We start from the raw sequence: 18,869 nt of genomic DNA, 5'->3' as shown, positions 1-18,869 counted from the left end.
ACTGATGACCACTGACGACCTGACCGCGGCCCAGGCCGACGCCGCGCGCTGGCGCTACGGATTCTTCGTCGTGCTGACCGGCATCATCGTGATCCTCGTCGCGTTCGGCGCCGCGGTGTTCGCCACCAAGGAGTTCGCGACGATGTTCGCCGGGGTGTGCGGCGTGATCGGCACCATCATCGGCGCCTACTTCGGCATCCAGGCCGGGCAGTCGGGCAAGGCGCGCGTGGAGATGGAGCTGCACAAGGCGCACGAGCTCGCCGTACGGCTGGCCGCCTACGTCGGCACCGAGAACGCCCCCAAGGTGATCGACGACGTCCTGGGGAGCAGGAGACGGTCAGCTTCTCGGCCGTGAACGACCGAGCTCGCAGCTCCTCTCCGTCGATGGATTCGACGGTTCAGGCCGCGTCGTCGGCAGCGTGACTCACTGCCCAGCCCGCAACACCGCGTGAGGCGATGTTGCGGGCCGCGTTGACGTCGGCGTGCTCAGCGAAGCCGCACGACGTACAGACGAAGGCTTCCTGGCCGGGCCGGTTGCGTTTGTCCACGTGCCCGCAGTGCGAGCAGCCCTGCGAGGTGTACGCGGGATCCACGTAGACGACGGCGACGACCTGCAGAGCGTGGCCGGTCTGGATGTGTAGGGCGTCGGCGGTGACGACCACGTTCGTGAGCTCGAGTCCGCTGATGAGCGGGGTGAAGGCGGGGATCTCGCTGCTCTTGGCCTCGACCTGCTTCTGCGCGATGACGAACTGCCCCTGGTGCAGTGTCGCCGCCAGGAGATGGACAGTGCCGTCGCTGGTGCGGCTGCCGCGCAGGGTCTTGCCGTCCACGGCCGGCCCTACCGGGCCGCGGTCGCCGGGCGGCCAGGCCGCTGCGAGGTCGGCCAGATAGCGGCCGGCCGCCTCGTCCAGGGCGTCGGAAGAGTCCCGGCCCCCAAGACGTAGGAGGCCGCCCCGCACCTGCCTTGCCGAGTCTCGTCACGGCATGGACTATTGCCGGGCCGATGGCCGGGTGCCGCGGCCTTGCCTACCCGGCCGGCCCTGCTCACCCGTCCTGAATGCGGTGCAGCACACCAACAGCGCCGCCCCGAACACTGGCACCCATCCCATCCGGGCCAGCAGCCACCCCGGGCCATCGGGGAGGGTGTGCAGTCCAGGCAGCATCCCGCTGACGGCCATGCCCCCGGCGGTGACCGCGATCATCGCCGTCTGGTGCCAGAGGAAGATCGTCATCGCCGACATGTTCACCAGCGCCACGGCTGCCCAGACAGCGGGGCGCCGCAGCAGCCGCCGCAGCGGGCCGAGCATCAGCAGCGCCGCCCCGCACTGGGCGAGACCGAAGGCGACGGCCGCGAGGGTGGGCGGGTTCAGGTTGGAGACGGCCGCGCCCGGCACTCCCACCATGGCGGCCGGGTAGCCGGCCCACAGCACGAGCGCGGCAGTGGCGGCCGCCCCGCCCGCCAGCAGCGCCCATCCGGTCCTGCGGCCAAGCAGCCGGCCTCTGGCCCACGCCGCGCCCAGGCAGTACGGCACCAGCCAGCCGGCCAGCACGTTGATCCAGCCGACCTGGCCAGGCCCGCCCATGCCGTACCGGACCAGATCGACGAGGATGACGACGGCGAGCGGCCACAGCGGATGCAGCCTGGCGACCAGCGGGGTCGCCGCCGTCAGAACGGCGAAGACCAGCAGGAACCACAGCGGGGACAGGACCAGCAACCCCAGCGTGCGTACCGTCTCCACGCCGACCCCGGACACGAGCATCGCGACCGCCGCCACGGACCACACCGCCAGCACGGCGACGACCGGCCTGAACAGCCGGGCCAGCCGGCCCGCCAGCCATCGCAGGTACGGCTCGCCCCGGGCGCGGGCGGAGGCATGGCTCCTCGCCGCCACCTGACCGCCCACCAGAAAGAAGACGGCCAGGGTCTGCAGCACCCACGACAGGGGAGCCAGATGGGGCAGGTACTGGAGCGGGCTGGCGCCTCGCACGGAGCCGCTGTCGGCCACGAGCGCGGTCACCAGCCAGTGGCCGAGCACGACGCCGAGGATGGCGAAGGCGCGCAACGCGTCGACGGCCCGGTCCCGGCCGGGCGGGGTCGCGGCATCCACCAGCCGGACCAGCTCGCGCATGCGGTGTCGCGGCAGGCGGCCGCTCGAATCCAGGTCACGCACGACGATCCTCCGCGGGCGGGAGCTGCCCCGAGACGATCCGCGCCACGCTGTCCAGGGACACGGACCCGGGCTTCAGGTAGTCGCTGTGCCCGCCGTCGCCCGCGGGAAAGACCCTGGCCCCGAACTCCGGCGAAACCGGATCCACCCCGAACCCCACGGTGGCGTCGGGAAGCCGGAACCGGACGTGAGGCACGTCGGCGATCCAGTCCGCCGCGCCCCGGCCGGCCCAGACGGTGGCCCGCGTGCGCAACCCGGCGACGTCGTCATCGCCGACGCCGGGGCTGCCGTACAGGACGATGTCCGCTATCTCCAGCCCGGACGCTGCCCTGGCGCAGACCACGGAGCCGTAGGAGTGGCACAGCAGTGAGATGCGGGAACCCGGCTTGAACGCGCCCAGCTCCCGCACGAAGCGCCGCAGCCGGGGGGCGGCGGCATCGGCCCGCGTCGGTGTCATGGTCTGCAGGCTTACCGTGCCCGGTGTCTCGTATCCGAGCCAGGCGATGACGGCGGCCCGGCCGCCTAGCTGGCGTTCGAGCGCCACTGCGCCGGCCTGGAAGCGCTCGTAGGTGTCGAGATTGGTGTCCGAGCCGGGGACGAGCACCGCGATCAGCTCGGCGCGAGACAGGTCGCCGAACACCTCGGCGGTGCGGCCGCCATCCCGTCCGTCGAAGGACAGGAACTGCCGGCTCGGATCTCCCAGGGCGCGCAGCACGGTGGCCCTGCCCCGGTGGCCGTGGGCGGCGGCCATGCGCTCGGCCGCTCGAATGGCGTCACGGTTGGCGGCGTAGCGTTCCGCGAGTACGGCGGGCGTCGCGCCGCGGACCGGCGCGAGAGGGGCGGGAACGGGTGCCACGACAGCCGCCGAGCGAGCCGCGCCGCAGATCGGCACTACGACCGAGGCGGTGACCAGTGCGGCGAGCAGGGTGCGGCGCAGTCGAGACACCATGGGCTACCGGTCCTTCCTGATGTGTGTCGCCCGGAGGGGATCTCCGGGCCGTGACCATCAGTGGAAGCGGTGTCCCTTGCACGCCTCCTGCCATGGACCCACGGCGTCCTTGCAGGTCACCAGACATGCGCGCGGAATGCGCGGTAAATCAAGGGCTCTGGTGTCAGGGGTGTTCTGTGCTGAGGCTCGACCTCGATTCGGGTGGAGGCGCCGACCTGCCGGTGGCGGGCCGCCGCGACGCGAGGAGAGGGCTTCATGGTCTTGAACGGCTCAACGCGTATGACTGGATATCCCGGAATCTTGACCGCCCCAGGGCATGAGCGGGGTGGGCGATCGATCGCCGAAGTGCCGCCGGCCCGTGCCGCTGGTCAGTCTGCCCTGGCTGCCGGCGTCGGCGTCCGTCTTCTGTCCCGCCCGCAAGCCACCCGAAAGGGATGAATAAGCCGATTCAGCTATAAAACGTGCTAATTCGCATGTTCTCGAGTGCCTGTCGGCAGACATGCTTCCGCCAGGCGCGACGGACGCGAGATTCACGCCGCGACCGGCAAGGGTCGCAGGCTCACCGCTGCAGCGATGCTCGCGCTCGCTCTCACATCCGGCGCGATGGCCGCCACCACCGGCGCGGCCAATCCCTACAGCAAGCTGACCCACAACCACGACCAGACCGTCCCCTCGACTGCCGCACACAGGGCGGATGTCGAGGCCGTGTTCACCCTGACCCAGCTCTCCGGCCCTGCCGTCGGAGAGGTCGCCCTCGGCTACGGCGTCATGGCCGCGAAGGACGCAGAGAGCCCGACGACCATGATCAATGCGATGCAGGCGGTCAACACCCGCCTTCCCTTCAGCAAGAGCTTCACAGTGGAGCCGAATACCTGCGCGTTCGTGTTGGTGTGGGGGAAGAAGGGAGCCGAGCTCCGCGTGGACGTCAGTGTCGGCGGAGATTTCCACAGCAAGATGCAGGAGGAGGGGCCGGTTAACTTTTACTGCAACGTGTAGGTCCTTGTGCGGGACGGCACGCGCGCCGTCCCGCACGAAGCCGCGCGATCATCGGCGCGGCGCTGGCGGCGCCGGTGGGCTCGCTGATCAGGCGGATTCCCTTGGCGACCTGCCTGTCGGCCCGGTCGGCCTTGGGGCATCTCCCCTTACTGGAGGTTCACATCAGGCTCGCGGTCGACTACAACTCCGTCGGGCCCAGGTCGCGGACCAGCCGGGCGAGGGCTCGGATGGCCTCCCGCTCGCCCTCGCTGCGCCAGACGAGCGCCCAGTGCAGGCGGGGTGCGTCGGGGATGGGCAGGTAGGCGATGTCGGGCCGGATGTGGTAACGGCTGGCGTGCGCGGCCAGGAGCTGGACGGCCTCGCCCGAGGCGACGACCCCGAACATGTCTTCCACGATCGCCACATCCACCAGCCGTTCGACCTTGCGGCCGGTGGGGGTGGAGAAGGGGGTGAAGGAGTTTTCCCAGTAGTCGGGGACCGCCTCGGCGCCCCCGGATACGCCGCGGTCAGCGAGCACCTCGACGGAGACCGGGCCGCGCCCGGCAAGTTCGTGGTCATGAGCCACCGCGAGCACCCTGGGCTCGGTGAACAGGACGGGGCCGACGGTGAGGCCAGGCTCCTCCACGGGCAGCCAGCTCACCAGGATGTCGAGCTCCCCGCTGTGCAGCGAGTCGAAAGGACGCAGGAAGTTGCGGAAACGCACCTGGAGTCCGAACTGCGGGTGGCGGGCGCGGAAGGACTCCCAGACGTACCGGAGATCCTGGGCGTTTGCGCCGAACGTGCCGATGCGCAGCACGTCGGTCTTGCCCTGGGCGGCCAGCCTGGCGCGATCCATGCTGTCCTTGAGCCCCTGGTAGATCGGGGCCAGATCGCGGCGGAGCTGCTCCCCGGCGAGTGTCAGGCGGACGTTACGGCTGTCGCGATGAAACAGCGCGGTGCCGATGCCGCGTTCCTGCTTCTTGATCGCCTGACTCACCCTGGCCACCGACACGTGGAGCCGCTCGGCGGTCCGGCCGAAGTGCAGCAGCTCGGCCAGTGTCAGGAAGATCTCGATATCACGCAGCTCCACGCTGTCCCCCTCTCGTCAATCGGAGGAGAAGAGTGTCATAGGCGGACTATTCGCCGCAAAATGGACGCCTCTGTGGGAGGGGTGCTTTTGGAGGTGTCAGGCCAGGTCATCGGGCGCAGCCAGATTGCGTGCCTGTCCAGATCGGTCCGCAGATTGACCGCCGGCGGCCTGCGTCGCCGGGGCTCCTTGAGGTGCCGTGTCGGCCCGGGCCGGGCCCGCCCTGCCGTCATCATTGCCCACAGCGGGTTCCCCGACCCGCTCCCGCGCATGCCGCCCTAGTGCGTCAAAGCCGCTCCACGGCACTGATCGCCGGAGCCGATCCGGTACACGCTGCTGGCGGCGTTGTGCTGGACGCGCCAGGCCGAGCTGGTCGACGGCCTGGTGGAGTTGCTGGTCGGCCTGATCCACAAGATCAACGCTCGGGCGGAGCGGAAGGTGGAGAAGGAGCTGATCGGCGAGCTGACCGCGGTGAAGGGTAAGCGCGGGATCTTCTCCAAGATGGTGAACGCCGCGATCGAGCATCCTGACGAACGTGCTGATCGCGCTGCGGGAGGCGCTGCGCCGCCGGGAGATCTATGTGCAGGGCGCGGGCCGGTGGCGTGACCCGGATGAGGATCTGCCGGGCGGCTTCGAGGCCAACCGGGACGTCCACTACTTCCCTGTCCAAGCCGATGGACGCCGCCGAGTTCGTCGCCGGCCTCAAGGAACGCCTGACGGGCTCCCTGGACCGGCTGAACACCGACCTGGCCGAGGGCGCCACCGGCGGCGTGAAGATCGTCACCCGCAACGGCAAGCCGTGGGTGTCGGTGCCCAAGCTCGACAAGCTGCCCGAGCCGCGCAACCTGTCCGCGCTCAAGGCCGAGGTGCAGCGGCTGCAGCACCGGGACTGGCACACCGGCTGTGGCGACACGCCGTTCCTCGAGGTCGTTCCACGTGAGCACGCGCATGAGGTCCGGGCCAAGAGCGGTTACCGTCGGCTGTTCGTCTCCGACGAGCTCGACCGTCTCTACGGCGAGTACGTGTGGCAGCTCTGCGAGGCCGGCGCCGACCTGGCCACCGACGACCGTTATACGAACGCGCGGACGCCTGCGCCGATCCACCCCGCGGTGCTCTTCCGCCGTCTTCCGGTCGTCACTCGGAGGCTGACCCTCCTCGCAGGCCGACCCTGGCGCCAGAGCACCACGGCTGATGCTGCCTCCAGCCTTCCGATGGTCAGTCGCTACTGGCCGTTCCGATCATCCTCACGGGCCTTTTCGGTTGCTCAGGCGAAATCAGTTGGCGGGCTTGCCGAACCAGCGGGAGAGGTGGTCGTCCAGGTCCTGCTGATCGTCGCCGATCCAGGCGACGTGGCCGTCGGGGCGTAGCAGGACGCACGGAACATCCAGTACCGCAGTGGGATCCGCGAGGTAATCGACCCGGTCGGACCAGCCGCCGACGGTCAGGCGTTCGGTGCGGTCCAGCAGCAGGCCGCGGCCGCGATGCAGCAGACTGTAGAGGTGGCCCTGTTTCACGTCGATGTCGTGCAGGCGGCGGCCGAGCAGGTCGGGGCCTTCGCCGAAGTCGTAGCGGATGCCGATCGCGGTGATCTTCTCGATCAGATGGCGGTTCACCTCGTCGAAGTCCATCAGTTCGGTGAGCAGCCGGCGCACGGCCTGCGGGCCCGGTTCGGTGGACAGCAGTTCCATCTGGGCGCGGGTGTTGTCCAGCACGTCTTCGGCGACCGGATGACGTTCGGCCTGGTAGGTGTCCAGCAGTGTTTCCGGCGCCCAGCCGCGGATCTGTGCGGCCAGTTTCCAGCCGAGGTTGAATGCGTCCTGAACGCCCAGGTTGAGGCCCTGACCGCCGATGGGTGGATGGATGTGCGCCGCATCGCCGGCCAGTAGCACCCGCCCGACGCGATAACGTTCGGCCAGCCGGGTGGCATCCCCGAAGCGGGACAACCAGCGCGGGGAGTGCACGCCGAAATCGGTTCCGGCGATGGTGCGCAACTGTTGTTTGAAATCTTCGAGGGTGGGCGGTTCCGCGCGGTCGCTGACTCCCGCGGCGGGGACTACGACGCTATAGACCCCTTCGCCGAAGGGTCTGAGCCAGAATCGCTTATGGGTCTCGCTCATTTCGGTTACCTTGGCGGCGATCTCCTCCTGCGGTACACCCACTTTCATCTCGCCCATGAGCGTGTCGGTCCGTGAGGGCTCGCCGGGGAAGCCGACGCTGAGCAGTTTGCGCACCGTACTGCGCGCGCCGTCACAGCCGATGAGGTAGCGCGAACGCAGCTGTTTCCCGTCGGACAGCTCGACGGTCACGCCCTCGTCGTCCTGCTCGAAACCGGCGACCGCACAACCGCGCCGGACCTGCGCGCCCAGTTCGATCGCATGTTCTTCGAGCAGGTGAACGATGGCCGGCTGCGGGATGCCCAGCAGATAGGCGTGCGCGGAATCCAGGCCCTCGGGCGCGGGTTTGGTGATGGCGGCGAAGATACCGCCGACCGGACGCTTTCTTCCGTGTTCGAGAATGCGCTCGAGCAGTCCGCGCATCGCCATCAGCTCGATACTGCGGATATGCAGACCGACTATGCGGACGAACGACACGGGCTCGGTTTCCTTCTCCACAACGAGTACCCGCACATCGTGCAGCCGCAGTTCGGCGGCCAGCATCGCACCAGTCGGCCCGCACCCGGCGATGATCACGTCGAACATGAGGGGCGCGCGATCGGCGCCGGAGGCCGGCGACCAGAGTTCGGGGACGTCGCCCACGGTGAAGTCGCGCTCGACCGTACCGTTCGACGACGGCTCGGCGGTGAACTGCTGAGAGTGCATAGGTGTTGCCTTTCGGGAGTGCCTTGTTGTCGAGGCGCTCCCGGCGACACCTACGTCAATCGCCCGACCGTGACGGTAAGGGGGAGCACCCACATCGATACAGCGTTCATGGGTCTCACCTCCTCGGGCGATGTCAAGGTCAACTGCAAGTTACAAGCCCGAGCGTCATCCCGTCCAATCCTTTCCCAGCCACGTGATCACGACGCCAAACGGGCCCGTGCGGTTGCAGGGCGAATCCGGCGTGGCGGCCCGGCTGATCCCGGTCACGGTCGACGGTCTGATCCTGGCCGCCCCCGAGGCGGACCGGATCTCGGAAGGCGCTGCCCTGATGAGGTTCGCTCGTGGCCACTACGCGAACTGGTCGTAGGCGAGCTTGACGACCAGCGCGATGACGGCGCACAGCAAGACGACCCGAATGAATCGACTTCCGCGTTTGAGCGCGAAGTGGACGCCAAGCCGGGCACCCGTGAGGTTGCCGTCATGGCCGAGTTGACCGAAACCCAGCGCCGCCAGGTCGACAGCGCCCGCAAGCGCGCCGCCGCCCGCCGCGACCGCGATAGGAGAAGCTGAGCGCGTCCAGAACGCGAACACGCAAAACACTCAGAAGGCAATAAACCGAACAAAATAGTTAAAGGGTGGGAAAGCGTCTGAAACGGCAGAAGGCCTCCCGCGCCAACAGGAGACCTTCTCATTCCGACCGCGGGTCCGGGCTAGCAGACTGCGTCAGACGAGAACGGGCATCAACCCCTTCGTTCTCGTGTGGTCATGACACTCGATGGCGGAGCTGTTCGGCACCGGATTCGGACAAACCCGGATTGCCGAACGGCTCACCGTCCAGGCGAAGCGGCCTTTGACCTGCGGAAACATGCGAGCTTGGTGGGATTGTTCGAAGAGCTTGTGCGTCGCATTCCCTGAACACCCTGGAGTTGTTCGGGCCATCTGTCACACTCGCAAGGCCGGGTCTCAGTGAGCGTGTTGTTTTGAAATGCGCCATAGGTCTGGACGGGAATCCTGAGGCGAACGAGGATTGCGTCCAGACTTCGGCAACGAGCCCGCATCGCGCGCCAACTGAGCGATCCCCCGATCGACCAGGCGACACGGACCTCCAGTCGAAGCCATTCTCTTTCCGGGCTAGACAAGGAGGCCACGTGGCCGCGTCCGAAGTTTCAGTTCACCGTACCCTCCGGTCGTCGACCGAGGACGGCGTGCAGCGCTTCATCGTCTTCATTATCACCCTCATGTTGGTCGGCGCCCTGTTGGCCGTGGGCATGGCCTGGCCGTCGGTCGCGACGGTCACGATCGCGGCCATGGTGGGCGGTATCGAGATCGCCCGCCGCCTCACCGCTCCCCAGGATGCGCCCGTGGTGCGCATCCTGGTCATCGTCGTCATCTGCGTCACGACCACGGTCTTGCTGTGGCAGAACTACCCGCCCATCCTCACCACCGCGGCGGTGCTGGGCGGGACGCTTGGCGCGGGGGAGATCGCGCGTCGGTACGCAGGCTTCGGCTTCCGGCTTCCCCGGCTCGTCTACTGATCACCCGAATCGCGGGCGAACGGTAGCCGCCGTGCCACGACCAGAACGACCCGTCAACCCCCAAGGGCCGATCGCGACCTTCGCGATCGGCCTACGGGCGTTGCGCGCCCACGCCGGGCTGTCCTACCGGCAGATGGCCGAAAGGACGCACTACTGCGTCTCGGTGCTGTCCACCGCAGCTAGCGGAGAAATGCTGCCCACCTGGAACGTCACGAAGGCTTATGTGCACGTCTGCGGAGGGCACCCCGAATACTGGCGCGCTCAATGGCTTCACGCATCAGCTGCATGGAAGGGGGCTGGCCATGGCCCGGCCTGAAAAGCCCATCGAGCCCGGCAGCCCAACCGCAGACTTCGCGCTCGCCCTGCGAGCGCTCCGCGCCGAAGCCGGGCTGTCCTACCGGGAAATGGCGGAAAGATCCGATTACGCCATCTCCGTCATGGCCACCGCAGCCAGCGGGGACAGGCTGCCCAGTTGGGAGGTTACCAACGCCTACGTGCTCGCGTGTGGTGGATCACTCGAACGATGGCATGCGCAATGGCAACACGCACGACAGTCGCAGGTCTTCTTCGAAGAGGCGGGACAAGACGACACCGCACCGCAGCGCGAGGTCGAACCGACCTCGACGGTCGATCCCGCTTCGATCTCTACTCGGGCGGAGTTCACGGCCGCGTTGAAGAAGCTGGCAGGAACCCGCTCCATCAGGGAGTTGAGCAACAACAGTCAGGGGGCAATGTCGCCGAGCTCGATCGCTCGGGTGCTCAGTGGAAGGGCAGCGGTCGGCCCGCGCACTCTCGAGATCTTTCTCCGCGTCTGCGAGGTTGCGCCCGAGCAGTGGGGCGAGTGGCAGGAGGCTCAACGTCGCCTATGGCGTCCTGCAGAATCCAGCCGCTTTGAAGTCTCGCCCCCGCCCGGGGTTGATCCCGCAGACATCGCCACCCCGGCGGAACTGGCGGACGCATTGGACGCGCTCCGTGCGGGGCGCTCCTACGCCATGATGGATCGCGCGGTACGGCCTGATCGGTTGCCGCCCAGCACCATCAGCGATCTTTCCCGGACCGGCCGGTCCACGGCCGAAACCCTGGATCTGTACCTGCGGGCCTGCGATGTCCCTCGCGCACAACGACGCGCCTGGCAGGCCGCGCGTGAACGCGCCCTCGCCTCCCGGCCCCAGGCCGCCGGGATGCTCCGTGTCGCCGACGCGGACCCGCGCCGCCTTGGCGTGCACGCCGCGATCGACGTTCCCGGCGCAGACGGCCGCCAGCCCGTCTACATCGAGCGCGACAGCGACCGCGGTCCCACAGGACTGCGGAACCTGGTAACGCGCGCCGCCGATCAAGGCGGGATGGTGGTACTCGTCGGCCACTCCTCAGCAGGTAAGAGCCGCAGTGCCTACGAGGCGATACGAGACGTGCTCCCGACCTGGCGACTGCTTCATCCGCGCGATGCCGACCACCTTCGCCATGTGGCCTCTCAGTCTCCCTCTCAGATGGTGGTGTGGCTGGACGAACTGCAGCACTATCTCCAGGGGCCGGCCCCGGTGGGTGAGGGCACGATCCGCGCCCTCCTGGAAGCTGGCGCCGTCGTCATGGCCACCATCTGGCCCAGCTACTACGCCGACTACATCACCCCCGCCCACTCCGGGCGGCCACGCGCGGTCGAGGCGGCGCGAAAGGTGCTCGAACTCGCCGATGTCGTCCATTTGAGCGCTACCTTCAGCGAGGCCGAACAGAAGCGCGCCCGCGCCGCCCAGGCTACCGACCCGCAGATCGCAGCGGCCCTGCCATACAGCGACTGCGGCCTACCCCAGATGATCGCGGCCGCGCCGCAGATGCTGGAGCGCTGGCGCAGTGCCGGCCCGTACGCTGCAGCTGTCTTGAAGGCCGCGATCGATGCCACCCGCCTCGGAGCGGACCTCCCTCTCAAGCCCGATCTGCTTCGGGCAGCCGCACCCAGGTACTGCGATGAGCGGCAGCGTGCCAGCGCGCCACCTGACTGGTTCGAGTTCGCCCTGGCCTACGCCACCACACCCCTGCACGGGGCTGCCGCCCTTATGAGCCCGATCACCTCAGGCGAGACCATGGGACAGGTCGACGGCTACGTAGTCGCCGACTACCTGCTGCAGCACTACCTTGAGCAAGACTCTCATCCAGCCGAGCTATCGGACGTTCTCCTTCACGAACCGTTGCGCCACCTCGCGAGCCACGGCGATCAGGCAGCGACTGCCTGGATCGCTGGCAGTCGACCATCGCTGATGCTTCACCTGAATAACTGCCTCAGCACCACCCCCAGCCTGGCCGAAGTACTGGCTGAGGCAGCGGACAAGGGCGCGAGCATCGCGCCCGTTGGCGCCGTTGACGACCTACGCGCTCACGTGATCATCCTTGAGCTCTATCACCTCCTCGCCAACGAGTCGGACGAAACGCCCTCGGAGAAGGTCGTCGCATTTCTGCGTGCCCATTGCGAGAATCGACAGCTAGGTGACAAGTTCCGTGTGCTGCTGAGCAGAGCAGAAACGATGCGACCCGGGCCCTGATCGCGCGCTACACGACCGATCAACCGTGCCATCCAGGTGAACGACTGGTTGGAGACGGTCACCAGAAGCGGCGGATGTTCTACGTGCAGGAAAGGCCTGACGGCCCTCTGCAGTTGATCAAGATCCTGTAGGCGATCGTTGCGCATGGCAACACACCCCTCCACGGATACGAGCCGGAGCGCGTCGGCCGCACTGCACGCTGATGCCCCGCCTGGCAGCACACCTGTGGCGGGGCAGTGTCATGTTCAGAGGGAAACCCTGGTTCTCAGAGCGGCGGCCGCTGCCTAGAACTCGGCACAGAGCCCGGGGTCTCTTGTTGAGCGCGGCGAGAATGGGCTCTGGCTCACTCTCGATGATCTCGGTGACAGAGCGTGGAGTAGTCAGGTGCAGCGGCCCGCTCACCAGGCCGGGGTGATCGCCTCGTCGCGCTTGTTTGTGCCGACGCCGCCGTGCTCGGCGGGTGGCTCTTCGGCTGGGCAGGTGGTGCCCGGCTTGGGCAGAGTCAGGTCGGTCAGGTAGGTGGTGGCGTGCCGGATCGGGCATTTCTTGCCTGACAGGTAGGTGACGTGTCCGGGCCCGTCGTAGGCGATGGTCACCGATCCCGGGATCATGCTGGTGAAGCTCTTGGTTAGGGGGTAGCCGCCCCATGTGGTGCCGACCCCCAGCAGGGGCGGCAGGTCGCGGGTGGGCAGTGGGCGGGCCGGGTTGGCCACCGGCAGCGGCCAGCCCGTGCATCCCAGCAAGCTGATCTCCGCTCCTGCGTACTCGGGTGCGATCTTGCGCGCTTTCCGGCGGAAGTCCTCAAGCTGGGCGTAGCTGGTGTACCCGCGCTCATCTCCGCAGCTCATCGCCAGTGCGCCGGGGGTCGCCGAGTGCCGTGCGATGAACAACGCCGCGTCGGCGAAACCCGAACCGTCTCCGCGCCGGGCCTTGTCGACGGAGGTCGCGAAGGTCAGCCAGTCGGCGTTCTGCGGCCCCGGATCGCGGGGGACCAGGGCTCCCAGCAGCCAGCCGGTCAGCTTCCCAGTGCCGTATTGTGGCGAGGTGACCGGAATCGGATGGCGATCGGCGGCCCGCAGAAGCCTGCGCCATACCGCCTCGGCGTCTTGGCCGTGCAGCGCGCAGGCGGGGGTGTCCGCGCACCACTCGGCGAACCTGGTGATCATCCGTTGCGAGACGGGCAGGAGTTGCAGATGGTGAGCGGGCCAGCCCTTGGTCTGATTGCCCACGCTGTCGACGTACATGGCCCGGATGCGCTGCGGGAACAGCCGGGCGTACGCGGCTGCAGCGACCCCGCCGAGGGAGTGGGCCGTGAAGCTCAGCCGCTGCTCACCCAGCGCTTGGCGGATCGCCTCCACGTCCCGGGCGATCGACAGGGCGTCCAGGTGCGTGAACAGCCCCGTCGCGTCGGCCTGCTGACACGTGGTGAGCGCCTTGGTCATCGCCGCGGCCTGCGCGGTGTACTGCTTCTTGCTGCGCGGGTCGTGCAGAATCGCTCCCGGCTGCTTGCATGCCTCGGGCATCTGCGTGATCCACACGGTGGTTCGGATGTTGAAGCCGATGAGATCGAACCTGCGTCGTAGCTCGGTGAGGTTCGCCGCGCCCCGGCTCAGGTCCTCGATCCCGTAACCGCCCGAAATGCTCAGGACGCTGCCGATCCGGCCTGCCGGCTCGGTGGCCGGCAGCCGGGCCAGGTCCAGTGTGATCTTCCGCCCGTCCGGTTGCGCCCAGTCCACGGGCACCTCGATCGCGGCACATTGCAGGCCCGCGGGCGTGCCCTCACCCTCGCACGCTCGCCACGTCAGCCCCCCATCGTCGCTGGCGGCCGATGCCGTCGGCGACATCACCGCCAGCGCCGCCACCACCACGGCGATGACCAGCCGCCTGCTCCTCCCGCGTATGCCGCCGTGGCGCTTGCTCAGCTTCATTGCGCGAATCGTGATCATGATCCCAGTGTTGCGGCACGGACAATCTCTCTCTTCCTACCTGGGAACCGTTCCTACAGAGGCGATCTGGGATCCTGGTCCTACTCGGGGCTTGAGCAGCAACCGAACGGCCAGTGACGTTAAGGAGCCCGGTGGGGCGTGGCGATCGCCTTCCGCCAGGTAGGCGGAAGGCAGGCGGTCAGTTGAGGTCCCTGGTGCGGAGCCTGGCGAGGGCGAGCGCCACGAGCAGAGCCGTCAGCGCGAGCAGCGTCAGCAGCGGGGCCGCGGCGAACCTCGCCCCCGCGACGGTGTTCGGCACGTAGTGGAACGGCTGCATCCGCCCCCATCCCCACAGCCCGATCAGCGGCCCGCACAGGTCGCCGACCACGAACACGAGCGCCCACGCCGCCCACGACACCGCGACCGAGATCCGGGGAAGGGCGCACACCGCGACCGCGGCCACCGCGCCGACGACCCACGCGGCCGCGACCTGTCCCAGCGCTCCGGCCATGACGCGGGGCAGGACGGGCGCGTCCAGGAGTGAGCCGGCGATGAGCCCGGTGACCAGGCCGCCCGCGCCCATGAGCAGGACCGTGCCGCCGAGCGCGAAGGCCAGGTGGCCCGTCGCCCAGCGCAGCCTGCTCGTCGCGGTGGCCAGCAGCGCCTCGGCGAGCCCCGTCGTCTCCTCGGCGTGCAGGCGCAGCATGGCCAGCACGGGATACAGGGCCGTGGTGTACCCGAGGAAGAGCAGGATGATCCACAGGTAGGCGTCGACGGGATCACCCGACGGCCCGCCGTACCGCTGGATGAACGCGGAGAGCACGTTCCCCGGCTGTTCGGCCAGCCGTGGGGCGACGCCGCTCAGCCCGGCGAACAACGTGGCCGCGGCGACCACGCCCACCAGCCACCTGGCCAGCAGCCCGCGCTGCAGGCGCCAGGCCAGAGCGAAAGGGCCGCGCAGGGAGGGGCCTTCGGCGGGGCCCTGCCGTACCGGGAGCAGGCCTTCGCCGAGGTCACGGCGGGCGACCAGGCGGTAGGCGGCGGCCAGCACCAGCGCGGTCGCCAGGGCCGAGAACGCGAGCGGCCACGGGGCGCTATCGCCGTACGGCCGGACCAGGTGGCTCCAGCCGAGCGGCGAGAGCCACACCAGCCACGAGTGCCCCGAAGCGTCGCCGACGTAGCGCAGCACGTACGACAGGCCGAGCGCGGTGAGCGCGAGAGCCCTGGCGGTGCGGGCGTTCTGCGCGAGCTGGGCCGTCAGCGCCGCGACGGCGGCGAACACGCAGCCCGCGACGGCGATCGCGGCGCCATAGGCCAGCGAGCCAGGCGCACCCAGGCCGGCGGCGGCGATCAGAAAGGCCGCGGAGGCGGCGCCCACAAGCAGGCAGGCGCCGCAGGCGGTCAGCAGCGCGGCCGTGACCGGCGCGTACCTGCCGAGCGCTCCCGCGAGCAGCAGCTCCATCCGGCCCGTGTCCTCCTCCGCCCTGGTGCGCCTGATGACCAGGGACACGGCCATCCAGCCGGCCAGCAGGTACGGCAGGCCGCCCGCGCGCCACGCGGCCATCGCGCCGACGCTCGGCTGGGAGACGGGCCCGCCGAGACCGAGGAAGACGGGGTTGGCGTCGATCACGTCCGCGTAGGCGCGCAGCGCCTCGGGCGTCGGGAAGAAGCGGTGCACGTAGGAGACGGTGCCCGCGCACAGCGCGACGATCAGCAGCGTCCACGAGGCGACGATCACGCGCTCGGCTCGTACGGCCAGCCGTACGAGCAGCCCTGTGCCGGTCATCGGGCCGCCTCGGTGTAGTGGCGCAGGAACAGCTCCTCCAGTGTGGGCGGCCTGCAGGTCAGCCCTCGCACGCCGATCTTCGCGACGAGCGCGAGCACCGAGTCGAGCGCGCCGGCATCGACCTGGCAGGTGACGCGGCCGTTCTCGACCCGCAGATCGTGCACCCCACGCACCCCCTCCAGCGGGGTGGCCGGCCCCGCGAGCTCGGCGTCGATGGACGTGCGGGTGCGATGCCGCAGGCCGGACAGGGCGCCCGACTCGACGACGCGGCCCGCGCGGATGATGCTGACCCGGTCGCACAGTGCCTCGACCTCGGACAGGATGTGGCTCGACAGCAGCACCGTACGGCCCGCCCGGTGCTCCTCCCGCACGCTGTCGCGGAAGGCGGCCTCCATGAGCGGGTCGAGGCCCGAGCTGGGCTCGTCGAGCACGAGCAGCTCGGTCCTGGAGGCGAGCGCGGCGACCAGGGCGACCTTCTGCCTGTTGCCCTTGGAGTAGACGCGGCTCTTCTTGCGCGGGTCGAGCTCGAAGCGGTCGAGCAGCTCGGCGCGGCGGCGCGGGTCGAGCCCGCCCCTGGATTGCCCGAGCAGGTCGATCACCTCGCCTCCCGTGAGCGTGGGCCAGAGCGTTACGTCACCCGGCACGTAGGCCAGGCGCCTGTGCAGCTCGACGGCCTGCCGCCACGGGTCGCCGCCGAGCAGGCGCATGCTGCCGGAGTCGGCTCTGACCAGGCCTAACAGGATGCGGATCGTGGTGGACTTGCCCGCGCCGTTCGGGCCGAGGAAGCCGTGCACCTCTCCGGTGCGCACGGACAGGTCGAGCCCGTCGAGGGCGCGGGTCGCGCCGTAGGATTTGGTCAGCCCTGAGGCTGAGATGGCGTCATTCATGACATTCCGTCCCGAATGCGGGCATGCTTGATCACCGCGTCGCGGTGGCGCGGGAGGTCAGCCCTGCTTGAGGTGGTCGTTCAGCCAGGAGATGGAGTTCTTGGCCGAACGGATGCGCCTGGTCTTGGCGTCGTCGTCCCAGCCGAGCGCCAGGCCTTCGTCGGCGAGCTGGTCGAAGGCGGCGAAGGCCTGGAGCTTCTGCCTGATGACCTTCTCCCAGGCGTCGTCCTCGATCTGGTAGTAGACCGTTCGCTCACCTGGTTTGCGGAAGCGCCGTACGAGCCGGATCGACGTCAGAAGCTGCATGTTCGTGGTGAGGGAGGCGCGGCTGGCGCCGATCGCGTCGGCGATCTCGCCCGCCGTCTGCGCCGGTGGGTCGCAGGCCATCAGCCAGCCCATGATGCGGCCGGTGATCGGGGCGAGCCCCCACTCCTCGGACACGAAGGTGGCCACCCGCTCCACCCATTCGCGCATGCGCTTCGGATCTTCCGGCATGTGATCAGTCCAAGGTGGGTGCTGGGGTGGGTGTGACGAGCGGGGCCCTGCGAAGATACCGGTCGAACCCCTCGACCACCAATCTGCTGCGCATTGCTCAGACTCCTCGGTTGCCAATCAGTTCAGTATTGACTGAAACAACTAGCAACGCAAGTCTCGCGATCGAGGCGATGACAGAATGGACGGACGTCCTCAGCGGGATCGACCGGCTGATCGCCGAGGGCATCGCGGATCCGGATCGGCTCGGGATCGGGGGCTGGAACCACGGTGGGTTCATCGCCGCCTGGGCCGTCGGGCAGACCGGCCGGTTCAAGGCCGCGTTGGTGGGCGCCGGCATCAGCGACTCCTCGCGAGCGGCGAGTTGGGGACCCTGGAAACGGGCCTCAGCGGCAGTTGCGGCTGGGAGGGACCCGGCCACACCCGCACGACCGCCTCAGCCCGATCTCCTACGCCTCGAAGATCCAGACGCCGGTGTTGATCCTGCACGGCGAGGAGGACACGAATGTGCCGCTCAGCCAGGCGACATACTTTCACCGCGCCCTGCGGCGGTTCGGAGTCGAGCACGAGTTCGTCGCCTACCCGAGAGAAGGCCACCCGATTCTGGAGCGCAACCACCAGCTCGACATGCTCGAGCGCGCATGGTTCGACCGCTGGCAAGGTGACCCACTCAAGAGACACGAGTCGCCTGACGGAACGGCGTCAGCGCGATAACCGCCGGCGCTCGTGCTCTGGCTGACGGTTGGGGTTTCGTCGGCGCTGTTGTTGCGTCCGTCAGGCTCCCGACGAGTCCACGGCCATGCCCGTGGACTCGTGCAGGCGCCTGCGCGGCCGCCCCTGACGGGCTACTTGACCTGGATCCCCTTGACGACCTTGCCGAGGTCGGCGAAGAGCGGCTGGGAGACCGTCACGCTGACGACGACGCCCCTGCGCTCCACCCAGGCGACGTCGCGGGAGGCGCGAAACTCTTTGTTCGGGACCTGCACGAGCACCGTACGCCCGCCGACCTTTCCCTTCTTCGACTTGACGAACTCGCCCGAGTCGAAGGAGGGCTTGCGCAGGTCGGCGAGCTTCACCAGCGAGGGGTCGCAGATGATCCGCACCCACAGGTTGCGGTACTTGTCGGGGGTGTCCTCATCGCTCATCCACTGGTAGGCGTACTCTTTGGGCTCCACTACGACCTGGCCGGCGATGAAGCCCTTCGGGATGTATTTGACGCGCACTCCGTTGAGGGCGTCGTCGGAGCCTCTGGCCGGCTTGTCCAGCGTGTCCGCGGCGGCGCGAGCCACGTCGGCTTTGGTGGGCGTCGGGCAGGAGTCCTTGCCAACAGTGGCGCCTGCGGGGCCTGCGGCTCCCGCGACTACGAAAGCGGCGGACAGCATGGGCAGTACGGTGAAAACCACGATCTTCTTCATGCTCTGTTCGATGATCATGGAGCTGCAGAAGTTCGCTCCACGGTCTGAACAGTTCTTGCCCGCGCATCCCCCGGAGTGTGACCTTCGCTGATATGGCGCGATTTCTTCGGCGCTATTTGGCGGCTCCACCAGCGCATCCAGCGCCGCGGGCAGCCCGGGGTCGACCTGCTCGGCGCGCTTGCGGCCCGCTCCGGAGCGACGCATCCGGCCCTCGGCCAGCGGACGGCACCCCTGGTTTGGGTGGTCTTACATCGAGTAGGCGCCGGAGGCGAGGGCGATGACGCCGACCACGGTCAT

At 68.6% G+C, this 18,869-nt stretch carries 19 protein-coding genes and 2 pseudogenes; 10 read left to right on the top strand and 11 right to left on the bottom strand.

Annotation, left to right across the window (positions count from 1 at the left end; translation table 11 throughout):
* Positions 1-4: 4 nt before the first annotated feature.
* Positions 5-355, top strand: coding sequence for a hypothetical protein (locus AB0B45_RS38625; RefSeq protein ID WP_358141408.1), 351 nt, complete (start codon positions 5-7; stop codon positions 353-355).
* 43 nt (positions 356-398) lie between these two features.
* On the opposite strand, the pseudogene AB0B45_RS38620 reads toward AB0B45_RS38625, so the two are convergent.
* From AB0B45_RS38620 to AB0B45_RS38610, 3 genes and pseudogenes are all read right to left on the bottom strand, one after another.
* Positions 399-608 (bottom strand): annotated as a pseudogene (locus AB0B45_RS38620) (transposase); the annotation flags it as partial.
* 381 nt (positions 609-989) lie between these two features.
* A complete protein-coding gene (locus AB0B45_RS38615; protein ID WP_358141405.1) occupies positions 990-2,171 on the bottom strand; it encodes an acyltransferase in 1,182 nt (393 codons plus the stop codon).
* Positions 2,164-3,117, bottom strand: coding sequence for an alpha/beta hydrolase (locus AB0B45_RS38610; protein ID WP_358141402.1), 954 nt, complete (start codon positions 3,115-3,117; stop codon positions 2,164-2,166). The genes AB0B45_RS38615 and AB0B45_RS38610 overlap by 8 nt, the downstream gene beginning before the upstream one ends.
* Positions 3,118-3,690: 573 nt before the next feature.
* Here AB0B45_RS38610 and AB0B45_RS38605 point away from each other — a divergent pair.
* Entirely contained in the window at positions 3,691-4,113 is a 423-nt protein-coding gene (locus tag AB0B45_RS38605; protein ID WP_358141399.1) for a hypothetical protein, read from the top strand.
* Between the two features lie 178 nt (positions 4,114-4,291).
* On the opposite strand, the gene AB0B45_RS38600 is transcribed toward AB0B45_RS38605, so the two are convergent.
* Complete coding sequence (locus AB0B45_RS38600; RefSeq protein ID WP_358141396.1) at positions 4,292-5,182, bottom strand: LysR family transcriptional regulator; 891 nt, start codon at positions 5,180-5,182, stop codon at positions 4,292-4,294.
* Between the two features lie 342 nt (positions 5,183-5,524).
* On the opposite strand from AB0B45_RS38600, the gene AB0B45_RS38595 reads away from it, so the two are divergent.
* Positions 5,525-5,785: a hypothetical protein gene (locus AB0B45_RS38595; RefSeq protein ID WP_358141393.1), complete on the top strand. Its 261-nt coding sequence runs from the start codon at positions 5,525-5,527 to the stop codon at positions 5,783-5,785.
* A 68-nt stretch (positions 5,786-5,853) separates the two neighbouring features.
* Positions 5,854-6,546 carry a hypothetical protein gene (locus AB0B45_RS38590; protein WP_358141390.1) on the top strand — a complete coding sequence of 231 codons (693 nt, stop codon included), beginning with the start codon at positions 5,854-5,856 and terminating at the stop codon, positions 6,544-6,546.
* On the opposite strand, the gene rox is transcribed toward AB0B45_RS38590, so the two are convergent.
* On the bottom strand, positions 6,454-7,878 hold the full coding sequence (gene rox / locus AB0B45_RS38585) for a rifampin monooxygenase (protein ID WP_358141712.1): 1,425 nt from the start codon (positions 7,876-7,878) through the stop codon (positions 6,454-6,456). The genes AB0B45_RS38590 and rox overlap by 93 nt on opposite strands.
* A gap of 313 nt (positions 7,879-8,191) precedes the next feature.
* Here rox and AB0B45_RS38580 point away from each other — a divergent pair, with 313 nt between their 5' ends.
* Entirely contained in the window at positions 8,192-8,365 is a 174-nt protein-coding gene (locus AB0B45_RS38580) for a hypothetical protein (RefSeq protein WP_358141388.1), read from the top strand.
* Here AB0B45_RS38580 and AB0B45_RS38575 read toward each other — a convergent pair.
* Positions 8,347-8,589, bottom strand: a complete 243-nt coding sequence (locus AB0B45_RS38575) for a hypothetical protein (RefSeq protein ID WP_358141385.1) — start codon at positions 8,587-8,589, stop codon at positions 8,347-8,349. The two genes, AB0B45_RS38580 and AB0B45_RS38575, sit on opposite strands and share 19 nt — an antisense overlap.
* A gap of 557 nt (positions 8,590-9,146) precedes the next feature.
* Here AB0B45_RS38575 and AB0B45_RS38570 point away from each other — a divergent pair.
* Genes AB0B45_RS38570 through AB0B45_RS38560 form a run of 3 tightly spaced genes read left to right on the top strand, consistent with a single transcriptional unit; the run spans position 9,147 to position 12,067 of the window.
* Positions 9,147-9,533, top strand: coding sequence for a hypothetical protein (locus AB0B45_RS38570; RefSeq protein WP_358141382.1), 387 nt, complete (start codon positions 9,147-9,149; stop codon positions 9,531-9,533).
* A gap of 31 nt (positions 9,534-9,564) precedes the next feature.
* On the top strand, positions 9,565-9,849 hold the full coding sequence (locus AB0B45_RS38565) for a helix-turn-helix transcriptional regulator (RefSeq protein WP_358141379.1): 285 nt from the start codon (positions 9,565-9,567) through the stop codon (positions 9,847-9,849).
* A complete protein-coding gene (locus AB0B45_RS38560) occupies positions 9,836-12,067 on the top strand; it encodes a helix-turn-helix transcriptional regulator (protein ID WP_358141375.1) in 2,232 nt (743 codons plus the stop codon). The genes AB0B45_RS38565 and AB0B45_RS38560 overlap by 14 nt, the downstream gene beginning before the upstream one ends.
* Before the next feature lie 398 nt (positions 12,068-12,465).
* Here the strand turns inward: AB0B45_RS38560 and AB0B45_RS38555 are convergent, their stop codons facing one another.
* The 4 genes from AB0B45_RS38555 to AB0B45_RS38540 form a co-directional block, all read right to left on the bottom strand.
* Positions 12,466-13,995 carry an alpha/beta fold hydrolase gene (locus AB0B45_RS38555; RefSeq protein WP_358141373.1) on the bottom strand — a complete coding sequence of 510 codons (1,530 nt, stop codon included), beginning with the start codon at positions 13,993-13,995 and terminating at the stop codon, positions 12,466-12,468.
* A 196-nt stretch (positions 13,996-14,191) separates the two neighbouring features.
* Positions 14,192-15,778, bottom strand: coding sequence for a polyketide antibiotic transporter (locus AB0B45_RS38550; RefSeq protein ID WP_358141370.1), 1,587 nt, complete (start codon positions 15,776-15,778; stop codon positions 14,192-14,194).
* On the bottom strand, positions 15,775-16,665 hold the full coding sequence (locus tag AB0B45_RS38545) for an ABC transporter ATP-binding protein (RefSeq protein ID WP_358141368.1): 891 nt from the start codon (positions 16,663-16,665) through the stop codon (positions 15,775-15,777). The genes AB0B45_RS38550 and AB0B45_RS38545 overlap by 4 nt, the downstream gene beginning before the upstream one ends.
* Before the next feature lie 57 nt (positions 16,666-16,722).
* On the bottom strand, positions 16,723-17,160 hold the full coding sequence (locus AB0B45_RS38540) for a transcriptional regulator (RefSeq protein ID WP_358141365.1): 438 nt from the start codon (positions 17,158-17,160) through the stop codon (positions 16,723-16,725).
* 170 nt (positions 17,161-17,330) lie between these two features.
* Here AB0B45_RS38540 and AB0B45_RS38535 point away from each other — a divergent pair.
* A pseudogene (locus tag AB0B45_RS38535) lies at positions 17,331-17,462 on the top strand (prolyl oligopeptidase family serine peptidase); the annotation flags it as partial.
* A gap of 169 nt (positions 17,463-17,631) precedes the next feature.
* Entirely contained in the window at positions 17,632-17,871 is a 240-nt protein-coding gene (locus AB0B45_RS38530; RefSeq protein ID WP_358141362.1) for a prolyl oligopeptidase family serine peptidase, read from the top strand.
* A 131-nt stretch (positions 17,872-18,002) separates the two neighbouring features.
* On the opposite strand, the gene AB0B45_RS38525 is transcribed toward AB0B45_RS38530, so the two are convergent.
* Complete coding sequence (locus tag AB0B45_RS38525) at positions 18,003-18,572, bottom strand: hypothetical protein (RefSeq protein WP_358141359.1); 570 nt, start codon at positions 18,570-18,572, stop codon at positions 18,003-18,005.
* Positions 18,573-18,869: the final 297 nt, after the last annotated feature.

The sequence above is a fragment of the Nonomuraea sp. NPDC049152 genome (assembly GCF_040648355.1).
Taxonomy (GTDB): Bacteria; Actinomycetota; Actinomycetes; order Streptosporangiales; family Streptosporangiaceae; genus Nonomuraea.
This window is presented reverse-complemented; position numbering and strand designations above follow the sequence as displayed.

Coding starts and splice junctions, on each gene's coding strand:
- rox (WP_358141712.1), bottom strand. CDS start 7,878: ATGTTCGACGTGATCATCGCCGGGTGCGGGCCGACTGGTGCGATGCTG.
- AB0B45_RS38550 (WP_358141370.1), bottom strand. CDS start 15,778: ATGACCGGCACAGGGCTGCTCGTACGGCTGGCCGTACGAGCCGAGCGC.
- AB0B45_RS38540 (WP_358141365.1), bottom strand. CDS start 17,160: ATGCCGGAAGATCCGAAGCGCATGCGCGAATGGGTGGAGCGGGTGGCC.
- AB0B45_RS38560 (WP_358141375.1), top strand. CDS start 9,836: ATGGCCCGGCCTGAAAAGCCCATCGAGCCCGGCAGCCCAACCGCAGAC.
- AB0B45_RS38625 (WP_358141408.1), top strand. CDS start 5: ATGACCACTGACGACCTGACCGCGGCCCAGGCCGACGCCGCGCGCTGG.
- AB0B45_RS38545 (WP_358141368.1), bottom strand. CDS start 16,665: ATGAATGACGCCATCTCAGCCTCAGGGCTGACCAAATCCTACGGCGCG.
- AB0B45_RS38525 (WP_358141359.1), bottom strand. CDS start 18,572: ATGAAGAAGATCGTGGTTTTCACCGTACTGCCCATGCTGTCCGCCGCT.
- AB0B45_RS38605 (WP_358141399.1), top strand. CDS start 3,691: ATGCTCGCGCTCGCTCTCACATCCGGCGCGATGGCCGCCACCACCGGC.
- AB0B45_RS38610 (WP_358141402.1), bottom strand. CDS start 3,117: ATGGTGTCTCGACTGCGCCGCACCCTGCTCGCCGCACTGGTCACCGCC.
- AB0B45_RS38590 (WP_358141390.1), top strand. CDS start 5,854: ATGGACGCCGCCGAGTTCGTCGCCGGCCTCAAGGAACGCCTGACGGGC.
- AB0B45_RS38555 (WP_358141373.1), bottom strand. CDS start 13,995: ATGAAGCTGAGCAAGCGCCACGGCGGCATACGCGGGAGGAGCAGGCGG.